Source organism: Mycoplana sp. MJR14 (assembly GCF_029210525.1).
Lineage (GTDB): Bacteria > Pseudomonadota > Alphaproteobacteria > Rhizobiales > Rhizobiaceae > Mycoplana.
The window spans coordinates 182,638-205,166 of sequence record NZ_JARGEO010000003.1 but is presented as its reverse complement, the minus strand read 5'-3'; the positions used below and the strand labels follow the sequence as shown (position 1 = coordinate 205,166).

General features: G+C 67.9%; 14 protein-coding genes. 3 read left to right on the top strand and 11 right to left on the bottom strand.

Features of this window, described 5'->3' with window-relative positions:
* Positions 1-3 precede the first annotated feature (3 nt).
* Positions 4-930: a sugar kinase gene (locus tag P0086_RS08940; protein WP_275784769.1), complete on the top strand. Its 927-nt coding sequence runs from the start codon at positions 4-6 to the stop codon at positions 928-930.
* Between the two features lie 70 nt (positions 931-1,000).
* Here the strand turns inward: P0086_RS08940 and fabI are convergent, their stop codons facing one another.
* From fabI to P0086_RS08895, 9 genes are all read right to left on the bottom strand, one after another.
* On the bottom strand, positions 1,001-1,786 hold the full coding sequence (gene fabI, locus P0086_RS08935; protein ID WP_112613212.1) for an enoyl-ACP reductase FabI: 786 nt from the start codon (positions 1,784-1,786) through the stop codon (positions 1,001-1,003).
* A gap of 26 nt (positions 1,787-1,812) precedes the next feature.
* The gene (locus P0086_RS08930) at positions 1,813-2,991 is read right to left on the bottom strand and encodes an acetate kinase (RefSeq protein WP_275784767.1); all 1,179 of its coding nucleotides are present in this window, start codon (positions 2,989-2,991) and stop codon (positions 1,813-1,815) included.
* A gap of 3 nt (positions 2,992-2,994) precedes the next feature.
* The gene (locus tag P0086_RS08925; RefSeq protein WP_275784766.1) at positions 2,995-3,951 is read right to left on the bottom strand and encodes a phosphate acetyltransferase; all 957 of its coding nucleotides are present in this window, start codon (positions 3,949-3,951) and stop codon (positions 2,995-2,997) included.
* A gap of 21 nt (positions 3,952-3,972) precedes the next feature.
* Complete coding sequence (locus P0086_RS08920; RefSeq protein WP_275784763.1) at positions 3,973-6,201, bottom strand: DUF3141 domain-containing protein; 2,229 nt, start codon at positions 6,199-6,201, stop codon at positions 3,973-3,975.
* A gap of 371 nt (positions 6,202-6,572) precedes the next feature.
* Positions 6,573-7,487, bottom strand: coding sequence for an SMP-30/gluconolactonase/LRE family protein (locus P0086_RS08915; protein WP_112613210.1), 915 nt, complete (start codon positions 7,485-7,487; stop codon positions 6,573-6,575).
* Between the two features lie 17 nt (positions 7,488-7,504).
* The gene (locus P0086_RS08910) at positions 7,505-8,455 is read right to left on the bottom strand and encodes an ABC transporter permease (protein ID WP_112607152.1); all 951 of its coding nucleotides are present in this window, start codon (positions 8,453-8,455) and stop codon (positions 7,505-7,507) included.
* A complete protein-coding gene (locus P0086_RS08905; protein ID WP_275784760.1) occupies positions 8,452-9,399 on the bottom strand; it encodes an ABC transporter permease in 948 nt (315 codons plus the stop codon). Before P0086_RS08905 ends, P0086_RS08910 begins: the two co-directional genes overlap by 4 nt.
* Positions 9,396-10,850, bottom strand: coding sequence for a sugar ABC transporter ATP-binding protein (locus P0086_RS08900; RefSeq protein WP_275784758.1), 1,455 nt, complete (start codon positions 10,848-10,850; stop codon positions 9,396-9,398). The genes P0086_RS08905 and P0086_RS08900 overlap by 4 nt, the downstream gene beginning before the upstream one ends.
* Positions 10,851-10,922: 72 nt before the next feature.
* On the bottom strand, positions 10,923-11,939 hold the full coding sequence (locus P0086_RS08895) for an ABC transporter substrate-binding protein (protein ID WP_112607146.1): 1,017 nt from the start codon (positions 11,937-11,939) through the stop codon (positions 10,923-10,925).
* 306 nt (positions 11,940-12,245) lie between these two features.
* Here P0086_RS08895 and P0086_RS08890 point away from each other — a divergent pair, with 306 nt between their 5' ends.
* Together P0086_RS08890 and P0086_RS08885 are read left to right on the top strand one after the other, a co-directional pair.
* A complete protein-coding gene (locus P0086_RS08890) occupies positions 12,246-13,499 on the top strand; it encodes a sensor histidine kinase (protein WP_148187680.1) in 1,254 nt (417 codons plus the stop codon).
* On the top strand, positions 13,496-14,218 hold the full coding sequence (locus P0086_RS08885; RefSeq protein WP_112594992.1) for a response regulator transcription factor: 723 nt from the start codon (positions 13,496-13,498) through the stop codon (positions 14,216-14,218). Before P0086_RS08890 ends, P0086_RS08885 begins: the two co-directional genes overlap by 4 nt.
* A gap of 211 nt (positions 14,219-14,429) precedes the next feature.
* Here the strand turns inward: P0086_RS08885 and P0086_RS08880 are convergent, their stop codons facing one another.
* Together P0086_RS08880 and P0086_RS08875 are read right to left on the bottom strand one after the other, a co-directional pair.
* Positions 14,430-19,085: a hypothetical protein gene (locus tag P0086_RS08880; RefSeq protein WP_275784756.1), complete on the bottom strand. Its 4,656-nt coding sequence runs from the start codon at positions 19,083-19,085 to the stop codon at positions 14,430-14,432.
* 199 nt (positions 19,086-19,284) lie between these two features.
* Entirely contained in the window at positions 19,285-22,464 is a 3,180-nt protein-coding gene (locus P0086_RS08875) for a multidrug efflux RND transporter permease subunit (protein WP_275784754.1), read from the bottom strand.
* Positions 22,465-22,529 lie beyond the last annotated feature (65 nt).

The following is a 22,529-nucleotide window of genomic DNA, read 5'->3' as shown; positions in this document are numbered from 1 at the left end:
CCCATGCAACCTGACATCATTGCGCTCGGCGAACCGCTGATTGAGTTCAACCAGGCGTCCCGTGGCACCGAGCCGGCGAACTACCGTCTCGGCCACGGCGGGGACACGTCGAATGCCATCATCGCCGCGGCCCGGCAGGGGGCGCGCGCCGGCTACCTGACCGCGCTCGGCGACGATACCTTCGGCGACATGTTCGTCGAACTCTGGCGGCAGGAAGGCGTCGACACCAGCAGGGTCATCCGTAACGGCGAGGCGCCGACCGGGCTCTATTTCGTCACCCACGGGCCGGCAGGCCACGTGTTCAGCTACCGCCGGGCGGGCTCGGCGGCAAGCCTGATGAAGCCGGCCGACCTGCCTGCCGACTATATCGCGGGGGCCAGGTTCCTGCACCTGTCCGGCATCAGCCAGGCGATCAGCGACAGCTGCTGCGACAGCGTTCTGGCCGCCATCGAGATCGCGCGGGAAAACGGCGTCAAGGTGTCCTACGACACCAACCTCCGCCTGAAGCTCTGGCCGCTCCAGCGGGCACGGGCTATCACCCACGCCACCATCCCGCTCTGCGACGTGATCTTCCCGAGCCTGGAAGACGCCACCGTGCTGACCGGGCTCGAGGACCCCGATGCGATCGCGGACTTCTACCTCGGCCTCGGCGTGCCGCTCGTGGTGCTGAAGCTCGGGCCGCAAGGCGCGCTCGTCGCTCAGCCGGGCGATCGCCGGCGCATCGCCGGGCGGAAGGTGGAGACGGTGGACGCCACCGGCGCCGGCGACACCTTCGACGGCGCGTTCCTGTCCATGCTGGTGCGCGGCGAGCCGCCGCTGGAGGCGGCGCGATACGCCAATGCCGCCGCAGCGCTTTCGACCTGCGGCTACGGCGCCGTCGCCCCGATCCCGACACGAGAGCAGGTGCTGGCGTTTCTCCAGCAGGGTTAGGAACGGTCGCGGCGGCCGATTGAAGCAGGCCGCCGTCACACCTGTCTGTCCCCGCCCTTTGCCTCTCCGGTCAATCGACGATGTGGTAGCCGCCGTCGACGTAGAGGACCTGTCCGGTGATCAGGCGGGCGGCGTCGTGGGCGAGGAAGGCCGTCGCCGCTCCGACATCGTCGACGCTGATCAGCTCCCGCGCCGGGGCCCTGGTGCGCGTCTTCTCCAGCAACGCGTCGAATTCCGGTATGCCCGAGGCCGCGCGCGTCGCGAGCGCCCCGGGCGAGATCGCATGCACGCGGATGCCCTTCGGCCCGAGTTCGGCGGCAAGGTAGCGCACGGCACTTTCGAGGGCGGCCTTGGCGACGCCCATGATGTTGTAGTTCTCCACGACCATCTGGGAGCCGTAATAGGTCATGGTGAACAGCGTGCCGCCGTTTTTCATCAGGGGTTCGGCCAGGTGAGCCATGCGGATGAACGACCAGCAGGAGATTTCCATCGTCTGCGCAAACCCCTCGCGCGAGACGTCGACCACGCGGCCGCCGAGCGCCTCCTTCGGCGAGAAGGCGATCGAGTGCACGAGGAAATCGAGTTCACCCCAGGTGCCGGCGATGTGTTCGAACACCGCCTCGAGCTGGCCGGGGACGGCCATGTCCATCGGCATGAAGATCGGCGCGTCCAGCTCGCGGGCGAGCGGCTCGACATGCGGCTTCGCCTTGTCGTTGAGGTAGGTCACCGCCAGTTCGGCGCCGAAGGCGCGGAAGGCCCGCGCGCAGCCCCAGGCGATCGACCGATCGTTGGCGATGCCGACCACGAGGCCCTTCTTTCCCTTGAGAAGCTGTGCACTGACGACCGGAAGGGACATGGCTGCTTCTCCATTGGCTGCGGGTTTCAGGATCTGGCGATCAGCGCCAGCGTGTGGCGGGCGATCATCAGCTCCTCGTCCGTTGGCAGGACGTGGAGCGCGACCTTGCTCGACGGGGCGGAAATGAGCGTCGCGCCGGCCGCGTTCGCCGCCGGATCGAGCTCCGCGCCGAGCCACCCGAGGCGTTCGGCGATACGGGCCCGGATCGGCGCCGAATTCTCGCCGACTCCGGCGGTGAAGACGAAGGCGTCCAGCCCGCCGAGGGCGGCGGAAAGAAGACCGGCGCTGAGCGCGCAGCGATGGACGAAATGATCGATGGCGAAGGCGGCCCGCGGGTCCTCGCTTTCGAGCAGGTCGCGCATGTCGGCGGAGATCCCCGAAAGCCCTTTCAGGCCGGACGACCGATAGAGCAGGTCGGTGACCTCGCCGGCGCTCATGCCCTTGTGCTCGATCAGGTAGAGCACGACGCCCGGATCCATCTGGCCGGGTCGCGTTCCCATCGGCAGGCCGTCGAGGGCGGTGAAGCCCATCGTCGTCTCGACGCTGCGGCCGTCCTTCAGCGCGCACATCGATGCGCCGCTGCCGAGATGGGCGACGATGACCCGCCCGCGGGCGACGTCCGGGGCCACCTCGGCCAGCCGCTCGGCGATGTATTCGTAGGACAGGCCATGGAATCCGTACCGCCGCACGCCATGCTCATAGTAGTCCCGGGGCAGGGCGTAGCAGTCGGTGTGCGGGGCATGGCCGCGATGGAAGGCGGTGTCGAAGCAGGCGACCTGCGGAACGTCGGGATTGATCTCCATTGCAAGCCGGATCGGCGCCAGGTTGTTCGGCTGGTGCAGCGGCGCGAGTTCCTGGAAGGTCGCCAGCCGGTCGAGGATATCGTGATCGATCAGGATCGGCTTCGCATAGTCCGGCCCGCCGTGAACCACGCGATGACCGATGGCCCGCAGCGTGAACCCGCCGAGCGACTGCAGCCAGGTGCGGGTCTCCGCAATGGCGGCCGGCAGGTCCTTCACCGCCGCCGGCTCGAAGCTGCGCTCGATCAGCGTCTCGCCCGCAGCCGTGCCGGCGAAAAGGCGCGGGCGGGTGCCGATACCGTCCATCTGGCCGCGAATGCTGCGCGACAGCCGACCGTCGGCCACCCCGAAGATCTGGAACTTGAGGCTCGAGGAGCCGGCGTTGACGACGAGGATGGCGTCCATGCCTCAGCCCGCCACTTGCGTCTGCCGCCGCCGCGCGGCCGCATAGAGGGAGGCGACGGCGCAGGAGGCAAGCCGGCTTCGGACCGAATCCGCGCGCGAGGTCAGGACGATCGGCACGCGGGCGCCGAGGACGATGCCGGCCGCGTCCGCGTGGGAGAGGAAGGTCAGGTTCTTGGCCAGCATGTTTCCGGCCTCCAGGTCCGGCACGACGATGATCTGCGCCCGGCCGGCGACCGGCGACGTCAGCCCCTTGATCTCGGCCGCCTCCGGACTGATGGCATTGTCGAAGGCGAGCGGGCCGTCGAGGATGCCGCCCTTGATCTGACCGCGCTCGGCCATCTTGCACAGCGCCGCCGCATCGATGGTGGAGGGGATCTTCGTCGTCACCGTCTCGACCGCCGAGACGATCCCCACCCGCGGCTCGCCGAGCCCGATCGTGACCCAGAGGTCGATCGCGTTCTGGACGATGTCGCGCTTGGCGTCGAGGTCGGGAAAGATGTTGATCGCCGCATCGGTGATGAACAGCGTGTCGGCGTGTCCCAGCACGTCCATTACGAAGACGTGGCTGATGCGACGCTCGGTGCGAAGGCCGGTGGCCGAGGCGGTGACCTCGCGCATCAGCTCGTCGGTGTGCAGGCTGCCCTTCATCAGAAGGTCACCCTTGCCCTCGCGGATCAGGGCGACCGCCTTCGCAGCGGCGGCATGGCTGTGCGGGGCATCGACGATCTCGTGATCGTCGAGGTCAAGCCCGTTCTCCGCCGCCACCTTGCGGATCCTGGCTTCGGGCCCGACCAGCACCGGGACGATCAGGCCCTGCTCGGCGGCCTCCAGCGCCCCGCGCAGCGAGGTCTCGTCGCAGGGGTGGGCGACGATGGTGACCGCCGAGGGCGCTTCCTGGGCTGCGGCGATCAGGCGGTCATATTTCGACGGTGCGGCGTTTGTCGCGCTGGGATCGGTCAATGATCAGGCTCCGGCTGTTGGTCAGGATGCGCTGCGGGTACGGTGGGCACTGCGGACGGCGACAGGGGCCGGCGCATCGCCGGGACTGCTGTCTTCGAGATCGAAAAGTTCGGCCACCCGGCGCAGGCGCCCGGCTGCCGCTTCGCCGAGCGTGCCGGACGATTCCAGCACGCCCCGCAAGGCATCGAAGGCGGCCCGGCGCTGGTCCCTGTCGTCCGGCAGCAGTTTCCGGATGGCCGCCAGTGCCGCCGCCTCGTCCATCAGCAGCATGTCGTACTGCTCGCGCACCAGCATCTTGAAATCGGCGAGCTTCAGCCGCGTCGCGTCCCCATGCGCCCGCCGCACCCTGCGGATGGCCTCGAAACCCCGCTCGTCGACCGCGCCGCGGGCCAGGCCGACGTAGAGCAGCGCACGAACCAGCCCCTCCACGGTGCCGCCCTGGGCGATCCTGGCCCTGAGCGCGTCCGTCTTCGCTTCGATCAGCGTCTTCGTCAGCAGGCTCTTCGGCGCCTTGCGCGGCGGCGTGTCCGAGGTCGGATCGATGCCGAGTGCCGCCTGCAGCGCCGGTGCGCCATAGGCGATCCGGAACGTCTCCTCCGCCATCGTCTCCGTCATCTTGCGCCAGCCTTCGAGCGCTTCGACGATCCGGGTCGACATCTGCTCCTGGACGGCGATGAACGGATTGTCCGGCGTGGCCTGGTGGCGGTCGTCGCGAACATGCTCGGCGGCACTCGCAATCCAGGCCATGAACGGGTTGGAGGAGCCGAACCACTCGTAGGACAGGCGCAGCGGATGCAGCCGCCGCATCGCCTCGGCCATCGGCGGATTGACCGCGGCCTTGACCGCCGGCTGGACGAAGGCGCGATAGAGCGAAAGGTTGATCTCGGAGAGACGGGCGGCGGCCTCGAAGCTGCGCTCGTCCTCCATGTCATTGCCGCCGAGGGCGCGGATATCGTCCAGCGTGCGGACCTCGCAGCGCATGATCCACTCGCCCGTCACCAGCTCCGGATGCTCGACGGCCTCGCCGGTCGGTTCGAAGACCGCCTCGTAGAGCCCCGGCGGCAGCACGTCGATCAGATCGATGTTGGAGGCGAATTCGTCGTGCTCCTTGCGCGCCACCCCGGCAGACACGAAGATCCCGAGGTGGCCGATCTTCTCGTGGACGACGTAGACGATCGTCTGGCCGAGCGAGCGGATCTCGTCGACGCTGTCGTAGAGGTCGAGGATCCAGTCGAGCGCCTGCTGCGGCGGCGTGATGTTGTCGCCCTTGGAGCAGAACACCACGATCGGCGAGCGGATCGTGCGCAGGTCGATCGCGGTGCCGTCGGAGGTGCGGACCTCGCCCGAGGCGAGCCTGTTGCCGATGAAGAGCTCGTCGACGATGAACTGCATTTCCTCGGCGTTGAGCGTGACATGCCCGCCCCACCAGCGCTCGAAGCCGAGATAGCGCTCGGCCTCGGTGTCGATCTTGGAATAGAGGTTGTACTGCTTGGACCAGAGCGTGTTGGCCGGATTCTGGTTCTCGAAGTTCTGCACCAGCCAGGCGCCATCGAACTTGCCCGCCCCGAGGTCGCCGGTCAGCGCCGTCAGCCAGCTGCCGCCGAGCAGGCCGCCCGAATAGCGCATCGGGTACTGGCCATGCACGCCCGCCCAATAGGAGAGGGGGGAGCCTGCGATGATGACCGGCCCGAACAGCTCCGGCCGCATCGCGGCCAGCATCATCATCGCCCAACCCGCCTGGCAATTGCCGATGACGCAAGGCTTGCCGTCGGCATCGGGGTGACGCTCGATCACCCTTTCGAGGAACACGGCCTCCGCCCGCGCGATGTCCTCGATCGTCTGTCCGGGCATCGGTTCGGGCAGGAAGCCGATGAAGTAGCAGGGATGCCCGGCCTTCATCGCGACGCCGATCTCGCTGTCGGCCTTGAACCCGCCGATGCCGGGTCCGTGCCCGGCGCGCGGGTCGACCACGACGAAGGGGCGCTTTGACAAATCGATCGTGACGCCCTCGGGCGGAATGATCCGCACCAGCCCGTAGTTCACCGGCCGCGGCAGCTCGCGACCGTCACAGACGAGCTCGGCATCGTAGTCCAGCACGTGCGGCGCCCGGGCTGCTGCGTGCTGCTCGTACTGTTCGCCGCGCTGCCGCATGACGTCGAGAAAGAGGATCGAACGCTGCCAGGCGTCCAGGGTGTAGGAATAGGCGTCGGAAAGCATCTGCGCAGTCGGAATGCCGGATAGCTCGGACATCATATCCACTCCTTCTGGTCATTTGCGAAAGCTCTTGAAGGCCGCCGTCCGATGCGTCCGAATTCGACAGCAACCCGCCCGCAGCGCGCACGCGCCCCGCGGGAGAGGGGTCAATCATGCCGAAATCCAGGCTCGAACGGCACACATCGCCAAGAGTGATAGCATAGCGCTCCAACGTCTCGTTTGCGTGACATCAATCGGCGGCGGCCGGAACGTCGCTTGGCCAGCCGGGAAGCGGGAATGGGGCTTGCGGGGGGCAGTAGACCCCATCCGGCGGCTTCAGGTCAAGTGAACCGGCGGCACGGAAATCGGCCGGCCGACCCGCGGCCGGGCCTTCCGATGCAACGCACGCCCTTCGGAAATCGCCCCGCTCAGGGCACCTGGGCGCCGGTGGCGGTGACGTAGATCGAATAGAGCGAATTGGTTGCGGCGATGAAGAGCCGGTTCCGCCTCGGCCCGCCGAAGGTCAGGTTCGCGACCGTCTGCGGCACCAGGATCTTGCCGAGGCGGGTGCCGTCGGGCGCGAAGCAATGCACGCCGTCGCCGGCGCTCGACCAGAGATTGCCGGCGATGTCGGTGCGGATGCCGTCCGGTATGCCGTTGTCGATCAGGGCGAAGACGCGGTCGTTGGCAAGTCGGCGCCCGTCGACGACGTCGAAGGCGCGGATATGGCGCGGAAGGACCTGGTCGTGGCTCGCGCCGGAGTCGGCAACGTAGAGGATCTTCTCGTCCGGCGAGAAGGCGAGACCGTTCGGCTGGTTGAAATCGGTGACGACGGCATCGAGCTCGCCGGTGAGCGGGTCGAGCCGGTAGACGTTGCGCGTCGGCTGTTCGGGGTCGGATCGGTATCCTTCGTAGTCGGAAAGGATCCCGTAGGTGGGGTCGGTGAACCAGACGGTGCCATCGGACCGGACCACGACGTCGTTCGGCGCGTTGAGCCGCTTGCCCTGGTAGCTCTCGGCAAGCACGGTGATCGTGCCGTCCACTTCCGTCCGGGTCACCCGCCGCATCCCGTGTTCGCAGGAGACGAGCCGCCCCTGCCGGTCGCGGGTATGCCCGTTCGCGAAGTTCGAGGGCTGGCGGAACACCGAGACGCCCGCCTCCGGCGCCCAGCGCAGCATGCGCTGGTTGGGGATGTCGCTCCACAGGAGCTGGTTGGCGTCGCTGAACCAGACGGGCCCCTCCGCCCAGCGGCAGCCGGAATAGAGTTCCTCCAGGCGGGCGCTGCCGACAGTCAGGTGGATGAAGCGTGGGTCGTCGATCTGGTAGAGGCTGTCGCGGGCCATGATGGGTCGTCCTGAAACTAGCGCATGCCCGGCCGCCGGCCGCCGGCGAGCAGAATGACGCTGATGATGATGATCCCGGTCATCACGAGGCGGATGCCCGCACCGAGACCGTACGTATTGAGCATGGACACGACCAGGAACATGAAGAGCGAGGCTCCCCATATGCCCGGCACGTTGGAATCGCCGCCGGCAACGGCCGTTCCGCCGATGACCACGACGGCAATGGACATCAGGAGATATTCCCCGCCCATGTTCAGCGCCGCGCCGCCGGAGAAGCAGGCGAGCAGGTAGCCGGCGAGCGAGGCGAGAACGGCGCAGAAGACATAGGTGACGAAGCGCGTGCCGTCCACCGGGATACCCGCCATCCTGGCCGCCGGCATGCTCTGTCCGATCGCCGAGATCCAGCGCCCGTAGATGGTCTTCTCCAGCAGGAACCAGGCAAACAGCGATATCAGCAGCGCAATGATCGCCACGTTCGGAACACCGAGCGTGCTGGACGTGGTGAAATCGGCGAGAAAGGAGGGCGGCTTGATGCGCAGGCCGCGGTTGGTCCAGATCGCCGCCGACTGGACGATGAAGCTCATCGACAGCGTCGCGATGATCGGCGGGATGCGCAGCGCCTTGATTAGGGCGTAGTTGCCGATCCCGACCGCGACGCCGATCGCGACGGCAACCAGCAGCCCCGGCAGGATCATGCCGTTGTCGACGTCCATCAGCTTCAGCGCCACCGTACCGGCGAGCGTCATCGTCGCTGGAACGGAGAGATCGATATTGCCGGGACCGAGCGTGATGACGAACATCTGGCCGATGCCGACGATGATGGAAAAGGCCGCGAAGGTCAGCGCCGCCTGGGACAGCCCGAACGTGCTCGCCCCGCCGGTGACGAGGATGGTGGCGAACCAGACGGCGAAGGCCGCGATCCACGACCAGATCCAGGGCTTTCGCGAAAGTCGCGCGATTGCGGTCATCGTGCTTGCTCCCGGGTTTCGATGCGCCGCAGAAGAAGGCGGAGCGCCAGCACGACGATGAGGATCGCGCCCTGCGCGCCGATCTGCCAGTCGGGCGAAATCCGCAGGAACGAGAGGAACGAGCCGGCGAGCGTCAGGGTGAGGGCGCCGATCACCGCGCCGATCGGCGACACGCGCCCGCCGATGAACTCGCCGCCGCCGAGGATCACGCCGGCGATCGACAGGAGCGTGTAGCGCAGCGCGATGTTGGCGTCGGCCGAGGTCGTCAGCCCGACGAGCGCGATGCCCGCGAGGACGGCGAAGGCGCCCGCGAGCGCATAGGCCGCAGCGCGTGTGGCGACGACCGACCAGCCCGCCCGCTCGACCGAGCGCTGGTTGCCGCCGACGCCGCGGATGCGCACGCCGAGCGAGGAGCGCATGACGAGGAGATGGGCTGCGATGGCGATGACGATGCTGGCGACGATCGCCATCGGCACCAGCGGCGGCTTGGCCGTCATCAGCGCGCGCGCCCAGTCCGGCGCCTGCCCGCCGGGCGCCGGCAGCAGCAGCACGGCAAGGCCGGCCCAGACGAAGCTCATGCCGAGCGTGACGACGATCGACGGCAGGTCGCGCAGGTAGATCACGACGCCGAGCACGGCGTAGACCACCACGGCGCCCGCCAGGATCATCGCCCCGACAAGCGGCGCGTCGCGCAGGAAGGTCGCGGTCACGCAGGCGACGAAGCTGACGAAGGTGCCCATCGACAGGTCGAGGTCGTTGACCGACATGATCAGCATCTGCGCGATGGTGGCGAGCGCGATCGGGACGGCGAGGTTGAAGAGCAGGTTGAGCCCGACATAGCTCATCGCCCGCGGCTGCAGCCAGAACACGGCGGCGAGCAGCACCGTCAGGGACAGCGCCGGTATCGCCAGGCGCAGGGCATCGGAGGAAATCCTGCGCTTCATGCGGCGGCTCCCGCGAACGAGGCGGCCAGAATGTTGTCCTCGGTGATCGCCTCGCCGGTCAGTTCGGCGACGATCGCGCCTTCCCGGAAGACATAGACACGGTCGCAGAGGCAGACTTCCTCCATTTCCGTCGAATACCAGACGAAGGTGCGGCCGGCATCGGCCTCCTGGCGGACGATCTCGTAGACCTCCTGCTTGGTGCCGACATCCACGCCGCGCATCGGGTCGTCCATCAAGACGACCGGCGCGCGCGTCGAAAGCGCACGCGCGAACAGCACCTTCTGCTGGTTGCCGCCCGACAGCGACAGAATGCGGTTTTCCATGTCCTGCGTGCGGATTTCGATGCGGCGCTTCCACTCCGCGCCGCGCCCGGCCTCGGCGCCGGCGTTCAGGACGCCCCGCTTGGCGACGCCGTCGAGCGATGCGATCGACAGGTTCTTCAAAATGCTCCAGAGCTCGAACACGCCGTTCAGCCGGCGGTCGCCGGCGACGAAGGTCACGAGCGGATCGCGACGGGGCAGCCAGTCACCGCTGTTGGCCGCGTGCAGCGTCATCAGCATTCGCGTCTGGCCATGGCCGGCGAGCCCCGCGAGCCCGACGATCTCTCCCTTTCCGGCCCTGAACGCCATGCCCCGTCCGGACTGCTCGAGCGCCACGGGGGCATCGGCCAGATCGCGGGACCGGCGGCGGTGGGCATCGCCCTTGACCACGCTGCCCATCGCCTCGACGAGGCTGTGCTCGCTGAACGCAGCCGCCGGCCGCTCGGCGACGATGCGGCCGTCCTTCATCACGACGATGCGGCTCGCGGTCGCGAGAACCTCGTGCAGGATATGCGAAATGAAGACGACGGCGCCGCCGGCCGCGACGAAGCGGCGGACATGGGCCAGCATCTGCTCGGCGAGGCTCGCATCGAGCGAGGAGGTCGGCTCGTCCAGGATCACCAGCCTCGGCGCGATGCCGGCGTCGGAAAAGGCCATGGCGATCTCGACCATCTGCCGCTCGGCGATCGACAGTTCGCCGACGGTGCTGTCGCTCTCGATGCCGTGGCCGGGAAAGACCGTGTCCAGACTGGACTCAATGACCCGTCTCGCGCGCTTGCGCCAGCCGAAGCCCCCGAGATGGCGGTGCATGATGCGGGTGTTCTCGATGATCGTGAGATTGGGGCAGAGCGAAAGCTCCTGGAACACGCAGCGGACGCCGCGGGTCCTGGCCGCATTGATGCCGTAGGGCGCGATGACCGCGCCGTCGCCGGAAACCGTGCCCTGGTGCGGCGTCAGTCCGCCGTTGATGACGCTGACGATCGTCGACTTGCCGGCGCCGTTGTGACCGACGAGGCCGACGCATTCGCCGGGCATGATCGACAGCGTCACGCCGTCGAGCGCCTTTACCGCGCCGAAGCTCACCTTGGCGTCATCGACCGCGATCACCGCCTTGCGCATGTCACCCGTCATTGCTGTCGTCTTCTACTCCAAAAAAATCGGCCGCGCGACCCGGTGGGGTCACGCGGCCAGTCTGGGAGGTACTTACTTGGCTGCCTCGATGACCTTGAGCGCGTCTTCCTGCGAGTATTCGACGTTGGCGACGCCGCCGGCCTGGGTGTTGGCGAGGTTCTGTTCGAGGTTGTCCTGGTCGATGCGCAGGAACGGCACCACGAGGTCCTTCTTGACCTCCTTGCCGTCCAGGATCTGCTGGGCGACCCAGAAGGCGAGGGTGGAGACGCCGGGCGCGATCGAGACCGACATGGTCTCATAGCCGTTGGCGTCCTTCTGCTCCTTCCACCACTTCAGCTCGTCCTCACGGTTGCCCATGACGATCACCGGCATCGGCCGCTTGGCCGCCGCGATCGCCTGTGCCGCGCCGTAGCCGTCGCCGCCCTGGGTCACGACGCCGACGATCTCCGGCAGGCTCGGCAGGATGCCGGCGACGGCCTTCTGCGCCACGTCCTGCGCCCAGTCGCCATGCACCGAGCCGGCGATCTTGAACTGCGGGAACTGCTTGACGCCCTCATGAATGCCCGCCGAGATCTCGTCATCGACGAAGACGCCGGCAAGCCCGCGGATCTCCAGGAGGTTGCCGCCCTGGGGCAGCTTCTTGGAGAGATACTCGACCTGGCTGCGGCCCATTTCCTTGAAGTCGACGGCAATGCGCCAGGCGCAGGGCTCCGTCACGATCCCGTCGAACGAGACGACGGTGATGCCCGCATCGCAGGCTTCCTTGACGGCGCCGTTCAGCGCCGTCGGCGAGGCGGCGTTGAGCACGATCGCGTCATAGCCCTGCAGGATCATGTTCTGGATCTGCGCGGCCTGTTCGGTCGCCTGGTTCTCGGCGGTCGTGAACGGATCGGCGGCGGCGACGACGCCGGCCTTGACGGCCTCGCCGGTCACCTTGTCCCAGCTCGTCAGCATGGCCTGTCGCCACGAGTTGCCGGCGTAGTTGTTGGACAGCGCGATCTTCTTGCCGGACGTGTCGGCAAACGCGGTGATCGGCATGGCGGCGCACGCGACGGCGACCGATGCCAGAAGCATCTTGCGAATTGTCATGTCATCCTCCCTCAGGATCCGTCCTTCGACCGGATCGGTTCATCGCCCGCGTTCGATCCGCAGGCCGACGAAAATTGTTCTTGCACTGAGCTTCCTCCTCTCAGTAAGGGCAGGATGAGGGAGAACGGGCGATCTGTATAGGCGCCATGCGGCAACTTGTTTGCGGGGATTGCGCAACGAGTTGCGGTTTCATGCAGGACGCACGCGACCCTTTGGGCGCTTACTGTAGGAAGCGGTCGCGGCGTTGAGGAGCGCCTGGTCCCGAACCTGGTTCGGGGCGGGGCGACCGCGGGAGGAATTGCCGACATGCTGCACATGGCACCGGCTGCGCTGGTCGATCACTATCTCGGTATTTCCCGGCTGCTCGCCGGCCAGCTCGACTTCCGCTCGGCGATCCGCGCGGTCGCAGCCGAGGTGGCGCACATCATCCCGCATGACCATCTCGATGTCTGCATGCTGATGGTGGACGGCAACTACCACACGGCCTACGAAACCGGCATGGACACGGCCTGGGGCGATGTCGCCTCCGCGCCCGTCGCCAACAGCCCGATCCGCTCGCTGCTGCGCGGCGAGGTCGACTACATGCTCACCGACGACGCCATGGCCGATCCGCGCTTCCATTTCGAAGGCGCGTTCAAGCGGCCGATCGTCGAGCAGACGCTGCGCAGCCGGCTGCACGTGCCGCTGAAAGTGCAGGGGACGATCATCGCCGCCCTCAGCTGTTCGTCGCAGAAGCCGGGCATCTATACGATGGAGGACGTCGAGCGGGCCTGCATCATCGCCGATCTCCTGGCGCCCTATTTCTTTGCGCTGCGCGCGGCCGAGCAGGCGCAGCTGTCGGCCATCGTCGAGGCGGAAGCACGGGCACGGGAGGAGGGGTTGCGGCAGGGCGCGCTGAAACTGACCGAGGCGCTCGAGCAGGAGCGCCAGCGCATCGGCATGGACCTGCACGACCAGACGCTCGCCGACCTGACGCGCCTGTCGCGCCGGATCGACCGGCTGGCGAAATCGGGCGAGCTGACAGGGGCGGCGCTCGAGCCGGTGTCGCGCGGCCTGCAGCACTGCATGCAGGACCTGCGACAGATCATCGAGGAGGCCAAGCCGTCGGTCTTGCAGCTCTTCGGCCTTGCCCAGGCGCTGGAGAACCATCTCGACCGGTCGGTCCGCGACAGCGGCACGCCGATCGAATGGGCGTTGATCGACGAAACCGCGGGCGCCCTCGACGATCTCGAGCCGACGGTCAGCGTCGCCCTCTTCCGCATCACCCAGGAGGCAATCAACAATGCCGTTCGCCACGCCCAGCCGATGTCGATCACCGTGCGGCTGCGGGTCGCCAACGGCCAGGTCGAAATCGAGACCACCGACGACGGCAACGGCCTGACAGACAGGCGCCGCCGCATCGGCGGCGGCATCGACAACATGAAGACGCGGGCGCGGCTGATATCGGCGAAGTTCGCGCTGGGGCCCGGACGCGGCAATCGCGGCACGACGGTGACCGTGCAGCTGTCGCTCGGCCGGCCCGGACTGGAGGACGACATGGCGACGAAGGACGCGCAATGAAGGTTCTGATCGTGGAAGACGACCCGCTGCACCGCTCGTATCTGCACGAGGCGGTCAGTGCGGCATTGCCCGAATGCGACACCGTCATCGAGGCCGAGAACGGGATTGCCGGCGAGCGGCTCGCCCGGGATCATCGCTCCGCCCACATCGTGATGGACCTGCAGATGGCAAACCGGAACGGCATCGAGGCGGCCCGCGCCATCTGGAAGGAGCGCCCGGAGACGCGCATCCTGTTCTGGTCGAACTATTCCGACGAGGCCTATGTCCGCGGCGTGTCGCGCATCGTTCCCGATGGGGCGGCCTATGGATACGTGCTGAAGTCGGCCTCCGACGAGCGGCTGAAGCTGGCGCTGCGCTCGATCTTCGTCGAAAGCCAGTGCGTGATCGATCGCGAGGTGCGCGGCCTGCAGCAGAAGAGCCTCAGCCACGCCCGCAGCTTCACCGATTCCGAATACGAGGTGCTGGTCGACATCGCGCTCGGCCTGACCGACCGGGCGATCGCGCGGCGGCGAAACCTCTCGCTGCGCAGCGTTCAGAACCGGCTGCAGCACCTCTACGACAAGCTGGAGGTCTACCAGACCACCGCCGCCGACCCGGACGACAGCCGCTTCAATCTGCGTGCGCGCGCCGTCACGGTGGCGTTCCTGAGGAAGCTGCTGAACTACAGCGCGCTCGAGCGCGCCGAAGCGGAGCTGCAGGACTGGCTGAGGGAACACTAGTGGTCGCTGCCGCGGCTTCATGTTTTGCAGGCCGCGCGCCCGCCGGGCATTGCCCCGGCGGCGTCTTCGATGAACCCCGTCCGCCTTCGCGGACCCGCCATGAGGCCTTAGGGCATTCCCGGTGAGCGCGGGTTCACCGGGAATGCCCTAGCTTCTTGTTCTAACGCATTGTCCGGGCGTGAAATCCGAACTGGATTTCACTGGAAATGCTCTAGAAGGCTTCGTAGGCCGCGATGATCGCCGCGATCTGCTGCGAGCTCAGCCCTTCCATCTGCGTGGGCGTGATCGCCTGCAGCTGCTCGCGCCTCAGGCTCTTGATGTTCAGCACCGTCAGGCCCGAGATCGCGGTCTTGCTCACCGCTGCGATGTCCTCGGTCGAGAAGGTCCGCAGGTTGTCCGAGCTCAGTGCCGCCATCTGTTCCGCGGTGAGACCGGCGACCTGGGCAGGCGTCAGGGCCTCGGCCTGGGCCGTGCTCAGAGCCGCGATCTGGGCCGTGGTCAGGCCGGCCACGGCCTTGGGCGACAGTGCGGCGATCTGTTCGGTGGAGAGCGCCGGGATCTTCTCGGTTCCGAGCGCTGCCACCTGCACGGGGTTCAGGGCGCCGATCTGGCCGGGGGTGAGCGCGCTGATCTGGTCGGTGCTCAGGGCCTTCAGCTGATAGTAGGTCAGGCTGGAGATCTGGCCCGTCGTCAGCGCCGTCAGCTGTTCATGATCGAGGGCTGCGATGTTCTCGGTCGACAGGCCGGTGATCGCCGCCGCGGTGATGGCCGCGATGTCGGCAGGCGCGAATGTGGCGATATCGTCCGGTCCGAGCGCTGCGACCTGCGTCGCCGTCAGGGCGGCGAGCTGGCTCGTGGTGAACGCATCGATCTGCGACGGGGTCAGCGCGCCGATCTGCGATGCCGTCAGGCCGGGAATGGCCTTCGGATCGAGCGCCGCGATCTGCCCGGTCGACAGGGCGGCGAGACCCGCGCTCGTCAGGGCGGCGACCTGGGTTGCGGTCAGCGCGCGCACCTGCGTCGTCGTCAGGGCTCCGACCTGAGACGGCGACAGGGCGCCGATCTGCTCGGTCGTCAGCGCCGCGATCTGCGCGGCGGTCAGGCTGGCGATCTGGTCCGGGCCGAGCGAGCCGAGCTGTGTGGCCGACATCCCGGCGATGCCCGCCGCACTGATCGCCGCCAGGTCGGCGGTCGAGAACGTCGCCAGATCCTCCGCGCTGAGTGCGGCGATCTGCGTTGCCGTCAGCGCACCGATCTGCGGGGTCGAAAGCGCATCCACCTGCGTCGGCGTCAGCGCGGTCACCTGCTCTGCGGACAGACCGGCGATCGCCTTCGGGTTGAGCGCGGCGATCTGGGTGGTGGTAAGATCGGCGATCCGGTCCGGCGACAGGGCCGCCAGCTGGGTCGCACTGAGGGCGCCGATCTGGGCCGCCGACAGGGCCGCGAGCTGCGCCGATGTCAGCGAACGGATCTGGCTCGGCTTGAGGGCCGCGATCTGGGCCGTGGTCAGCGCCTTTATCTGTTCGACGGGGAGACCGGCGAGATTCTCGTCGGAAATCCCGGGGACGGCGCCCGTGCCGATCGCCGGGATGTCTTCGGGCGAGAACGTCGCCAGTTGCTCAGGCGACATGGCGCCGAGCTGCGTCGCGGTCAGGGCCGCGATCTGCGTGGCCGAGAACGCGTCGACCTGGCTGGGGGTCAGGCTCGCGATCTGGCTTGCCGTCAGGCCGGGGATCGCCTTGGTGCTCAGCGCGGCCAGCTGGTCGATGGAAAGCGCCGCGACGTTCTCCGGCGGCAGCGCGGCCACCTGGGTGGCGGTCAGCGCCGCGATCTGACCCGGCGAGAGCACCTGCACCTGGGCGAGCGTCAGGGCCCCGACCTGGTCCGCCTTCAGGGCGGCGACCTGGTTCGGCGTCAAGGAGGCGATCTGGTCGAGGCTGAGGGCTGCTATGTTCTCGCGGGTCATGCCGGAGATCGCCGCCGCCGGGATGGCCGCGATTTCCTCCGGCGTGAAGGTCGCAAGGTCCTCCGCCTCCAGGGCTGCGACCTGCGCCGCGGTGAGCCCGCCGATCTGGGCCGCCGTGAAGGCCTCCGTCTGCTCCGGTCCGAGGGCTGCGACCTGGGCGGCCGTCAGCCCTCCGACCGCCTTGACGTTCAGGGCGGCAATCTGCTCGATCGAAAGGGCCTGGATGCTTTCGACACCCAGCGCTGCGACCTGGCTGGCGCTGAGGGCCCGCACCTGGGTCGCCGTGAGCGCCTCGACCTGCGAGGGCGAGAACGCCGCGACCTGGGCGGGCTTCAGCGCCGTGATCTGCGAAGGCGTGAGGGCTGCCACCTGTTCCGGGCTCAGCAGGGCGATGTTGGCGGCCGACAGGCCGCCGATCGCCTTGGCACTGATGGCGGCGATGTCTGCGGCGGAGAAGGCGGCCAGATCCTCCGCCTCGAGGGCTGCCACCTGCGCCAGGCTCAGGCTTCCCACCTGCGTGGCCGTCAGGGCCTCCGCCTGCACCGGCGACAGCGCGGCGATCTGCGCGGCCGTCAGCCCGACGATCGCCTTGGTCGTCAGGGCGGAGACCTGCTCCGTGGAGAGCGCCCGGATATGATCGATGCCGAGGGCCGAGACCTGGGCTGCGGTCAGGGCGCCGACCTGGGCGGGCGTCAGGGCCGACACCTGGCTCGGCGAAAGGGCGGCGACCTGGGCCGGCTTCAGGCTGGCGACCTGGGCGGCCGTCAGCGCGGCAAGCTGGTCGGCCGACAGCGAGCCGACATTTGCGGGGCTCAGTCCGGGCAGCGCCTTCGGGCTGATCGCGGCGATATCCTTGGCCGAGAAGGTCGCAAGCGCCTCGGCGCTCAGCGCCGCAAGCTGGGTGGAGGTGAGCGCGCCGATCTGCGCCGTCGACAGCGCATCGATCTGGCCCGGCGACAGGGCCGCGATCTGGCCCGCGGTCAGGCCGGCGACCGCGCGCGTGGTCAGGGCCGAAATCTGCTCGTCGGAAAGGGCGGAGATCCGGTCGGCGGGCACGGCCGCGATCTGGGCCGCGCTCAGGGCACCGATCTGCGCCGACGACAGGCGTTCGAGCTGTTCCGACGTCAGCGCGGCGATCTGGTTGGTCTTCAAGGCCGCGATCTGGCCGGGCGACAGCGCCGAGACCTGATCCAGCGTCAGTGCGGCCACGTCCTCGGGCCCCAGGCCCGACAAGGCGGTTGCGCCGATCGCGGCGATCTGGGCGGACGAAAGCCCTTCGAGCTGGTCCGGGCTGAACGCGGCGATCTGCTTGGAACTGAGGTAGGCCACCTGGGTGGTCGTCAGGGATCCGATCTGCGCCTGAGACAGGGCGGTGATCTGCGCCGGCGTCAGGCCCGCGATGGCCCGGGGGCTGAGCGCCGCCAGCTGGTCGGTGGTCAGGGCGGCGATCCTGTCGCCCGGCAAAGCCGACACCTGCGCGGCACTGAGGGCGCGGAACTGCGTCGTCGTCATGGCCTGCACCTGCGACGTCGTCAGGGCCGCGATCTGGCCGCCCTTCAGCGACGCGATCTGCGACGGCGTGAGGGCGGAGACCTGGTCCACCGTCAGCGTGGCGACGTTGTCGGCGGACAGGCCCGAAAGCGCGACAGGCGTGATCGCGGCGATCTTGTCGGGCGAGAAGGTTGCCAGCTGATCCGGCGTCAGGGCCGCGATCTGCCTGGCGCCGAGCCGCGCCACCTGCGCCTTCGTCAGCGCCTCGGTCTGCTCGGGGCTCATCGACGAGATCTGGGCCGGGGTCAGGCCGGCAACGGCATTGCCGCTGAGGGCCGCGATCTGTTCGCCGGACAAGGCCGCAATACTGTCGAGCGGCAGGGCTGCCAGCTGCGTCGCGGTGAGGGCGGCCACCTGCGCGGTCGAAAGCGCGCCAACCTGCTCGGGCGACAGCGCCGCCAGCTGGCTCGCGGCCATGACCGCGATCTGGCCCGGCGCCAGGGCGGAAACCTGCTCCAGGCTCAGCGACGCGACGTTTGCGGCACTCAGGCCGGCGATGGCCTTGGTGCTGATCATCTTGATGTCGGCCGGCGAGAAGGTTCCGAGCTGCTCGGCGCTCAAGGCACCGACCTGCTTGAGGCTGAGGCTTGCGATCTGCGTCGGCGTCAGCGCCGCCGTCTGCTCCAGGCTCAGCGAGGCGACCTGGCCGACGGTGAGACCGACGATTGCCTTCGGGCTCAGGGCCGCGATCTGCTCGGGCGAAAATGCCGCCAGGCTCTCGCCGGACAGGGACGCGACCTGCGTGGCGGTGAGCGCACCGATCTGGGATGCGTTGAGGACGGCGATATGGTCCGGCGTCAGCGCCGCGATCTGGTCGCCCTTCAGGGCGGCGATCTGCGCGGGCGTCATCGCGGCGACCTGCTCCGGGGTGAGCGAGGCCACTGCCTCGGCCGACATCCCCCGCAGCGCCGCAGGCGTGATCGCGGCGATATCGGCCTCCGAGAAGGTCGCGAGATCCTTGGAGCTGAGGGCTGCGATCTGCGCCGCACTGAGGCTTGCGACCTGGGCCGACGTCAGCGCTTCCGCCTGCTTGCTCGACAGACCGACGATCTGGCTCGTGCTGAGGGCGGCGACCTGCGAGTTCGTCAGGCTTGCGATCTTGTCCGTCGACAGCGCCGCCAGTTGATCCAGGTTCAGCCCGATCACCGCCTGCGGCGACAGGGCGGACATCTGCGACGCGCTCAGGCTGGCGACGACCTTGGCCGACAGGGCCGCGACCTGCGACGAGGTCAGCGCGCCGGCCTGCGCAGCGGTGAGCGCAGCCGCATCCTCCTCGGTCCAGGACGCGATGGTCGAGGCCGGGAGGGACCTGATCTGGGTGATGCTCATGGAGGCAACGATCGACGTCATAATTGCAAAGCCCTCAAATCAAAAAATCCGCAATACAACCGGCGGTTCGACCGCCGTGCCCTGCTTTAGAGATGCTGACTTGCCCGAGCCTGATTGCTGCCGCACCGGCCGTAACCGGCGCGGCGCCGCCCATACGCAAAACCCCGGGATGAGGACATCCCGGGGTCGAAGGTCTCGCAAAACGCTATGTCGATCCGGCTTATTCCGCCGGTGCGGCCACGAAGGTCGATTCGCCCGATTGCTTCAGGGGCCGATCGCCGGTCAGGCGGCGGACGAGCACATAGAAGACCGGGGTCATGAAGATGCCGAACAGCGTGACGCCGATCATGCCGGAGAAGACGGCGACACCCATCGCGGCCCGCATTTCCGCACCCGCCCCGGTCGAGACGACGAGCGGCACGACGCCCATGATGAAGGCCGCCGACGTCATCAGGATCGGCCGCAGCCGCAACCGGCTCGCCTCGATCGCCGCCTTGACCGGCGAACGGCCCTCGAATTCGAGCTCGCGGGCGAACTCGACGATCAGGATCGCGTTCTTCGCCGATAGCCCGACCAGCACGATCAGGCCGATCTGGGTGAAGATGTTGTTGTCTCCGCCCGTGAGCCAGACGCCGGTCAGCGCCGCCAGAAGGCCCATCGGCACGATCAGGATGATCGCAAGCGGCAGGGTCAGGCTTTCATACTGGGCCGCCAGCACGAGATAGACGAGCAGCAGCGCCAGCGGGAAGACGATCACGCCCGAATTGCCGGCCAGGATCTGCTGGTAGGTCAGGTCGGTCCACTCGAAGCCGATTCCCGGCGGCAGCGTCTCGTCGGCGATTCGTTCGATCGCATCCTGCGCCTGGCCGGAGGAGAAGCCCGGCGCCGGGCCGCCGTTGATGTCGGCGGCGAGGAAGCCGTTGTAGCGCGTGGTGCGCTCCGGCCCCGTGGTCGCCTCGACCTTCAAGAGCGTGGCGAGCGGGATCATCTCGCCGGACTGGGAGCGAACCTTCAAGGCGCCGATGTCCTCGGCATGGGCGCGGAACTTCGCGTCGGCTTGGACGCGCACGCTGTAGGTGCGGCCGAAGGCGTTGAAGTCGTTGACGTAGAGCGAGCCGAGGTAGATCTGCAGCGTATCGAAGACGTCGGTCACCGAGACGCCGAGCTGCTCGGCCTTCTCGCGGTCGAGGTCGGCGTAGAGCTGCGGCACGTTGATCTGGAAGCTCGAGAACAGGCCCGCGAGCTCCGGCGTCTGGTAGGCCTTGGCGAGGAAGGCCTTGGTCGCCTCGTCCAATGCCTGGTAGCCAAGTCCGGCCCGGTCCTCGATCTGCAGCTTGAAGCCGCCGGTCGTGCCGAGGCCCTGGACGGGCGGGGGCGGGAACATCGCGATGAAGGCGTCCTGGATCGCCCCGAACTTCTGGTTGAGCTGCATCGCGATCGCGCCGGCGGAAAGCTCGGGCGTCGTGCGTTCCTCGAACGGCGCGAGACCGACGAAGACGATGCCCGCGTTCGAGCCGTTGGTGAAGCCGTTGATCGACAGCCCCGGGAACGCGATCGCGTGTTCGACACCGGGCTGGGCGAGCGTGATCTCGCTCATCCGCTCGATCACGTCCTCGGTCCTGTCGAGGGTGGCCGCATCGGGAAGCTGGGCGAAGCCGATCAGGTACTGCTTGTCCTGCGCCGGCACGAAGCCGCCGGGAACGGCCTGGAACAGCTGGTAGGTGGCGCCCAAAAGCAGCAGGTAGATCACCATGACGATGCTCTTGCGCGACAGGATCGCGCCCACCCCGCGCCCGTAGGCTTTCGAGCTCGCGCCGAACGCCCGGTTGAAACCGCGGAAGAACCAGCCGAGCGTGCGGTCCATCAGCCGCGTGAACCAGTCCTTCTTCGCGTGATGGTCCTTCAGGAGCAGCGCCGAGAGGGCCGGCGACAGCGTCAGTGAGTTGATCGCCGAGATCACCGTCGAGATCGCGATCGTGAGCGCGAACTGGCGGTAGAACTGGCCGGACAGGCCCGTGATGAAGGCGAGCGGCACGAAGACGGCGACCAGCACGAGCGCGATCGCGATGATCGGGCCCGACACTTCGCGCATGGCGCGGTAGGTCGCCTCACGCGGCGAGAGCCCGTTTTCTATGTTGCGCTCGACGTTCTCCACGACCACGATCGCGTCGTCGACGACGATACCGATCGCCAGCACCAGTCCGAACAGGCTGAGCGCATTGATGGAGAAGCCGAAGACGTACATCACGCCGAAGGTGCCGATGATCGAGACCGGCACGGCGAGCAGGGGAATGATCGACGCCCGCCAGGTCTGCAGGAACAGGATCACGACGAGCACGACGAGCGCGATCGCTTCGAGCAGCGTGTGGACGACCTTGTCGATCGAGGCGCGCACGAACTGGGTGGTGTCGTAGACGATGTCGTAGCGCACGCCCTCGGGCATCGCGACCTGCAGCTCGTTCATCGTCGCCGCCACCTGATCGGAGATCTCGATCGCGTTCGAACCCGGAGCCTGGAAGACCGGGATCGCCACGGCCGCCTTGTTGTCGAGCAGCGAGCGCAGCGAGTAGTCGGCGGCGCCGAGTTCGACACGGGCGACGTCCTGCAGGCGGGTGATCGCGCCGTTCTCGCCGCTCTTGACGATGATGCGGCCGAATTCCTCCGGCGACTGGAGACGTCCCTGCGCGTTGACTGAGAGCTGGAGGTCGATGCCGTCGACGCTCGGGGACGCGCCGATCACGCCGGCCGCCGCCTGGACGTTCTGCTGGCGGATGGCCGCCACGATGTCGCTGGCCGCGAGCCCGCGCTCGGCGGCCTTCTGCGGATCGATCCAGACGCGCATCGAATAGTCGCCCGAGCCGAAGATCTGCACCTGGCCGACGCCATCGATGCGCGCCAGCCGGTCCTTGACGTTGAGGACGGCGTAGTTGCGCAGATAGGTGATGTCGTAGCGGTTGTCGGGCGAGCTGAGGTGGATCACCATCATCAGGTCCGGCGAGCTCTTCACCGTGGTGACGCCGAGCGCGCGCACCTCCGCCGGCAGCCGCGGCTCGGCCTGCGAGACGCGGTTCTGCACCAGCTGCTGGGCCTTGTCGGGATCGGTGCCGAGCGCGAACGTGACCGTCAGCGTCATGACGCCGTCGGCGGTCGCCTGGCTCGACATGTAGAGCATGTCCTCGACGCCGTTGATCTGCTCCTCGAGCGGGGTTGCCACCGTCTCGGCGATGACCTTGGGATTGGCGCCGGGATACTGGGCCCGGACGACGACGGACGGGGGGACGACTTCGGGATATTCCGAGATCGGCAGCGAGCGCATGCCGATCAGGCCGGCGATGACGATCAACAGCGACAAGACGCCCGCAAAGACCGGGCGGTCGACGAAGAACCGTGAGATATTCATGGCGGTACCCTCTCCAAAGGGCTGAACGGGGGACGCAAAGTCCCCGGCTTGCGGCCGGCGGCCGC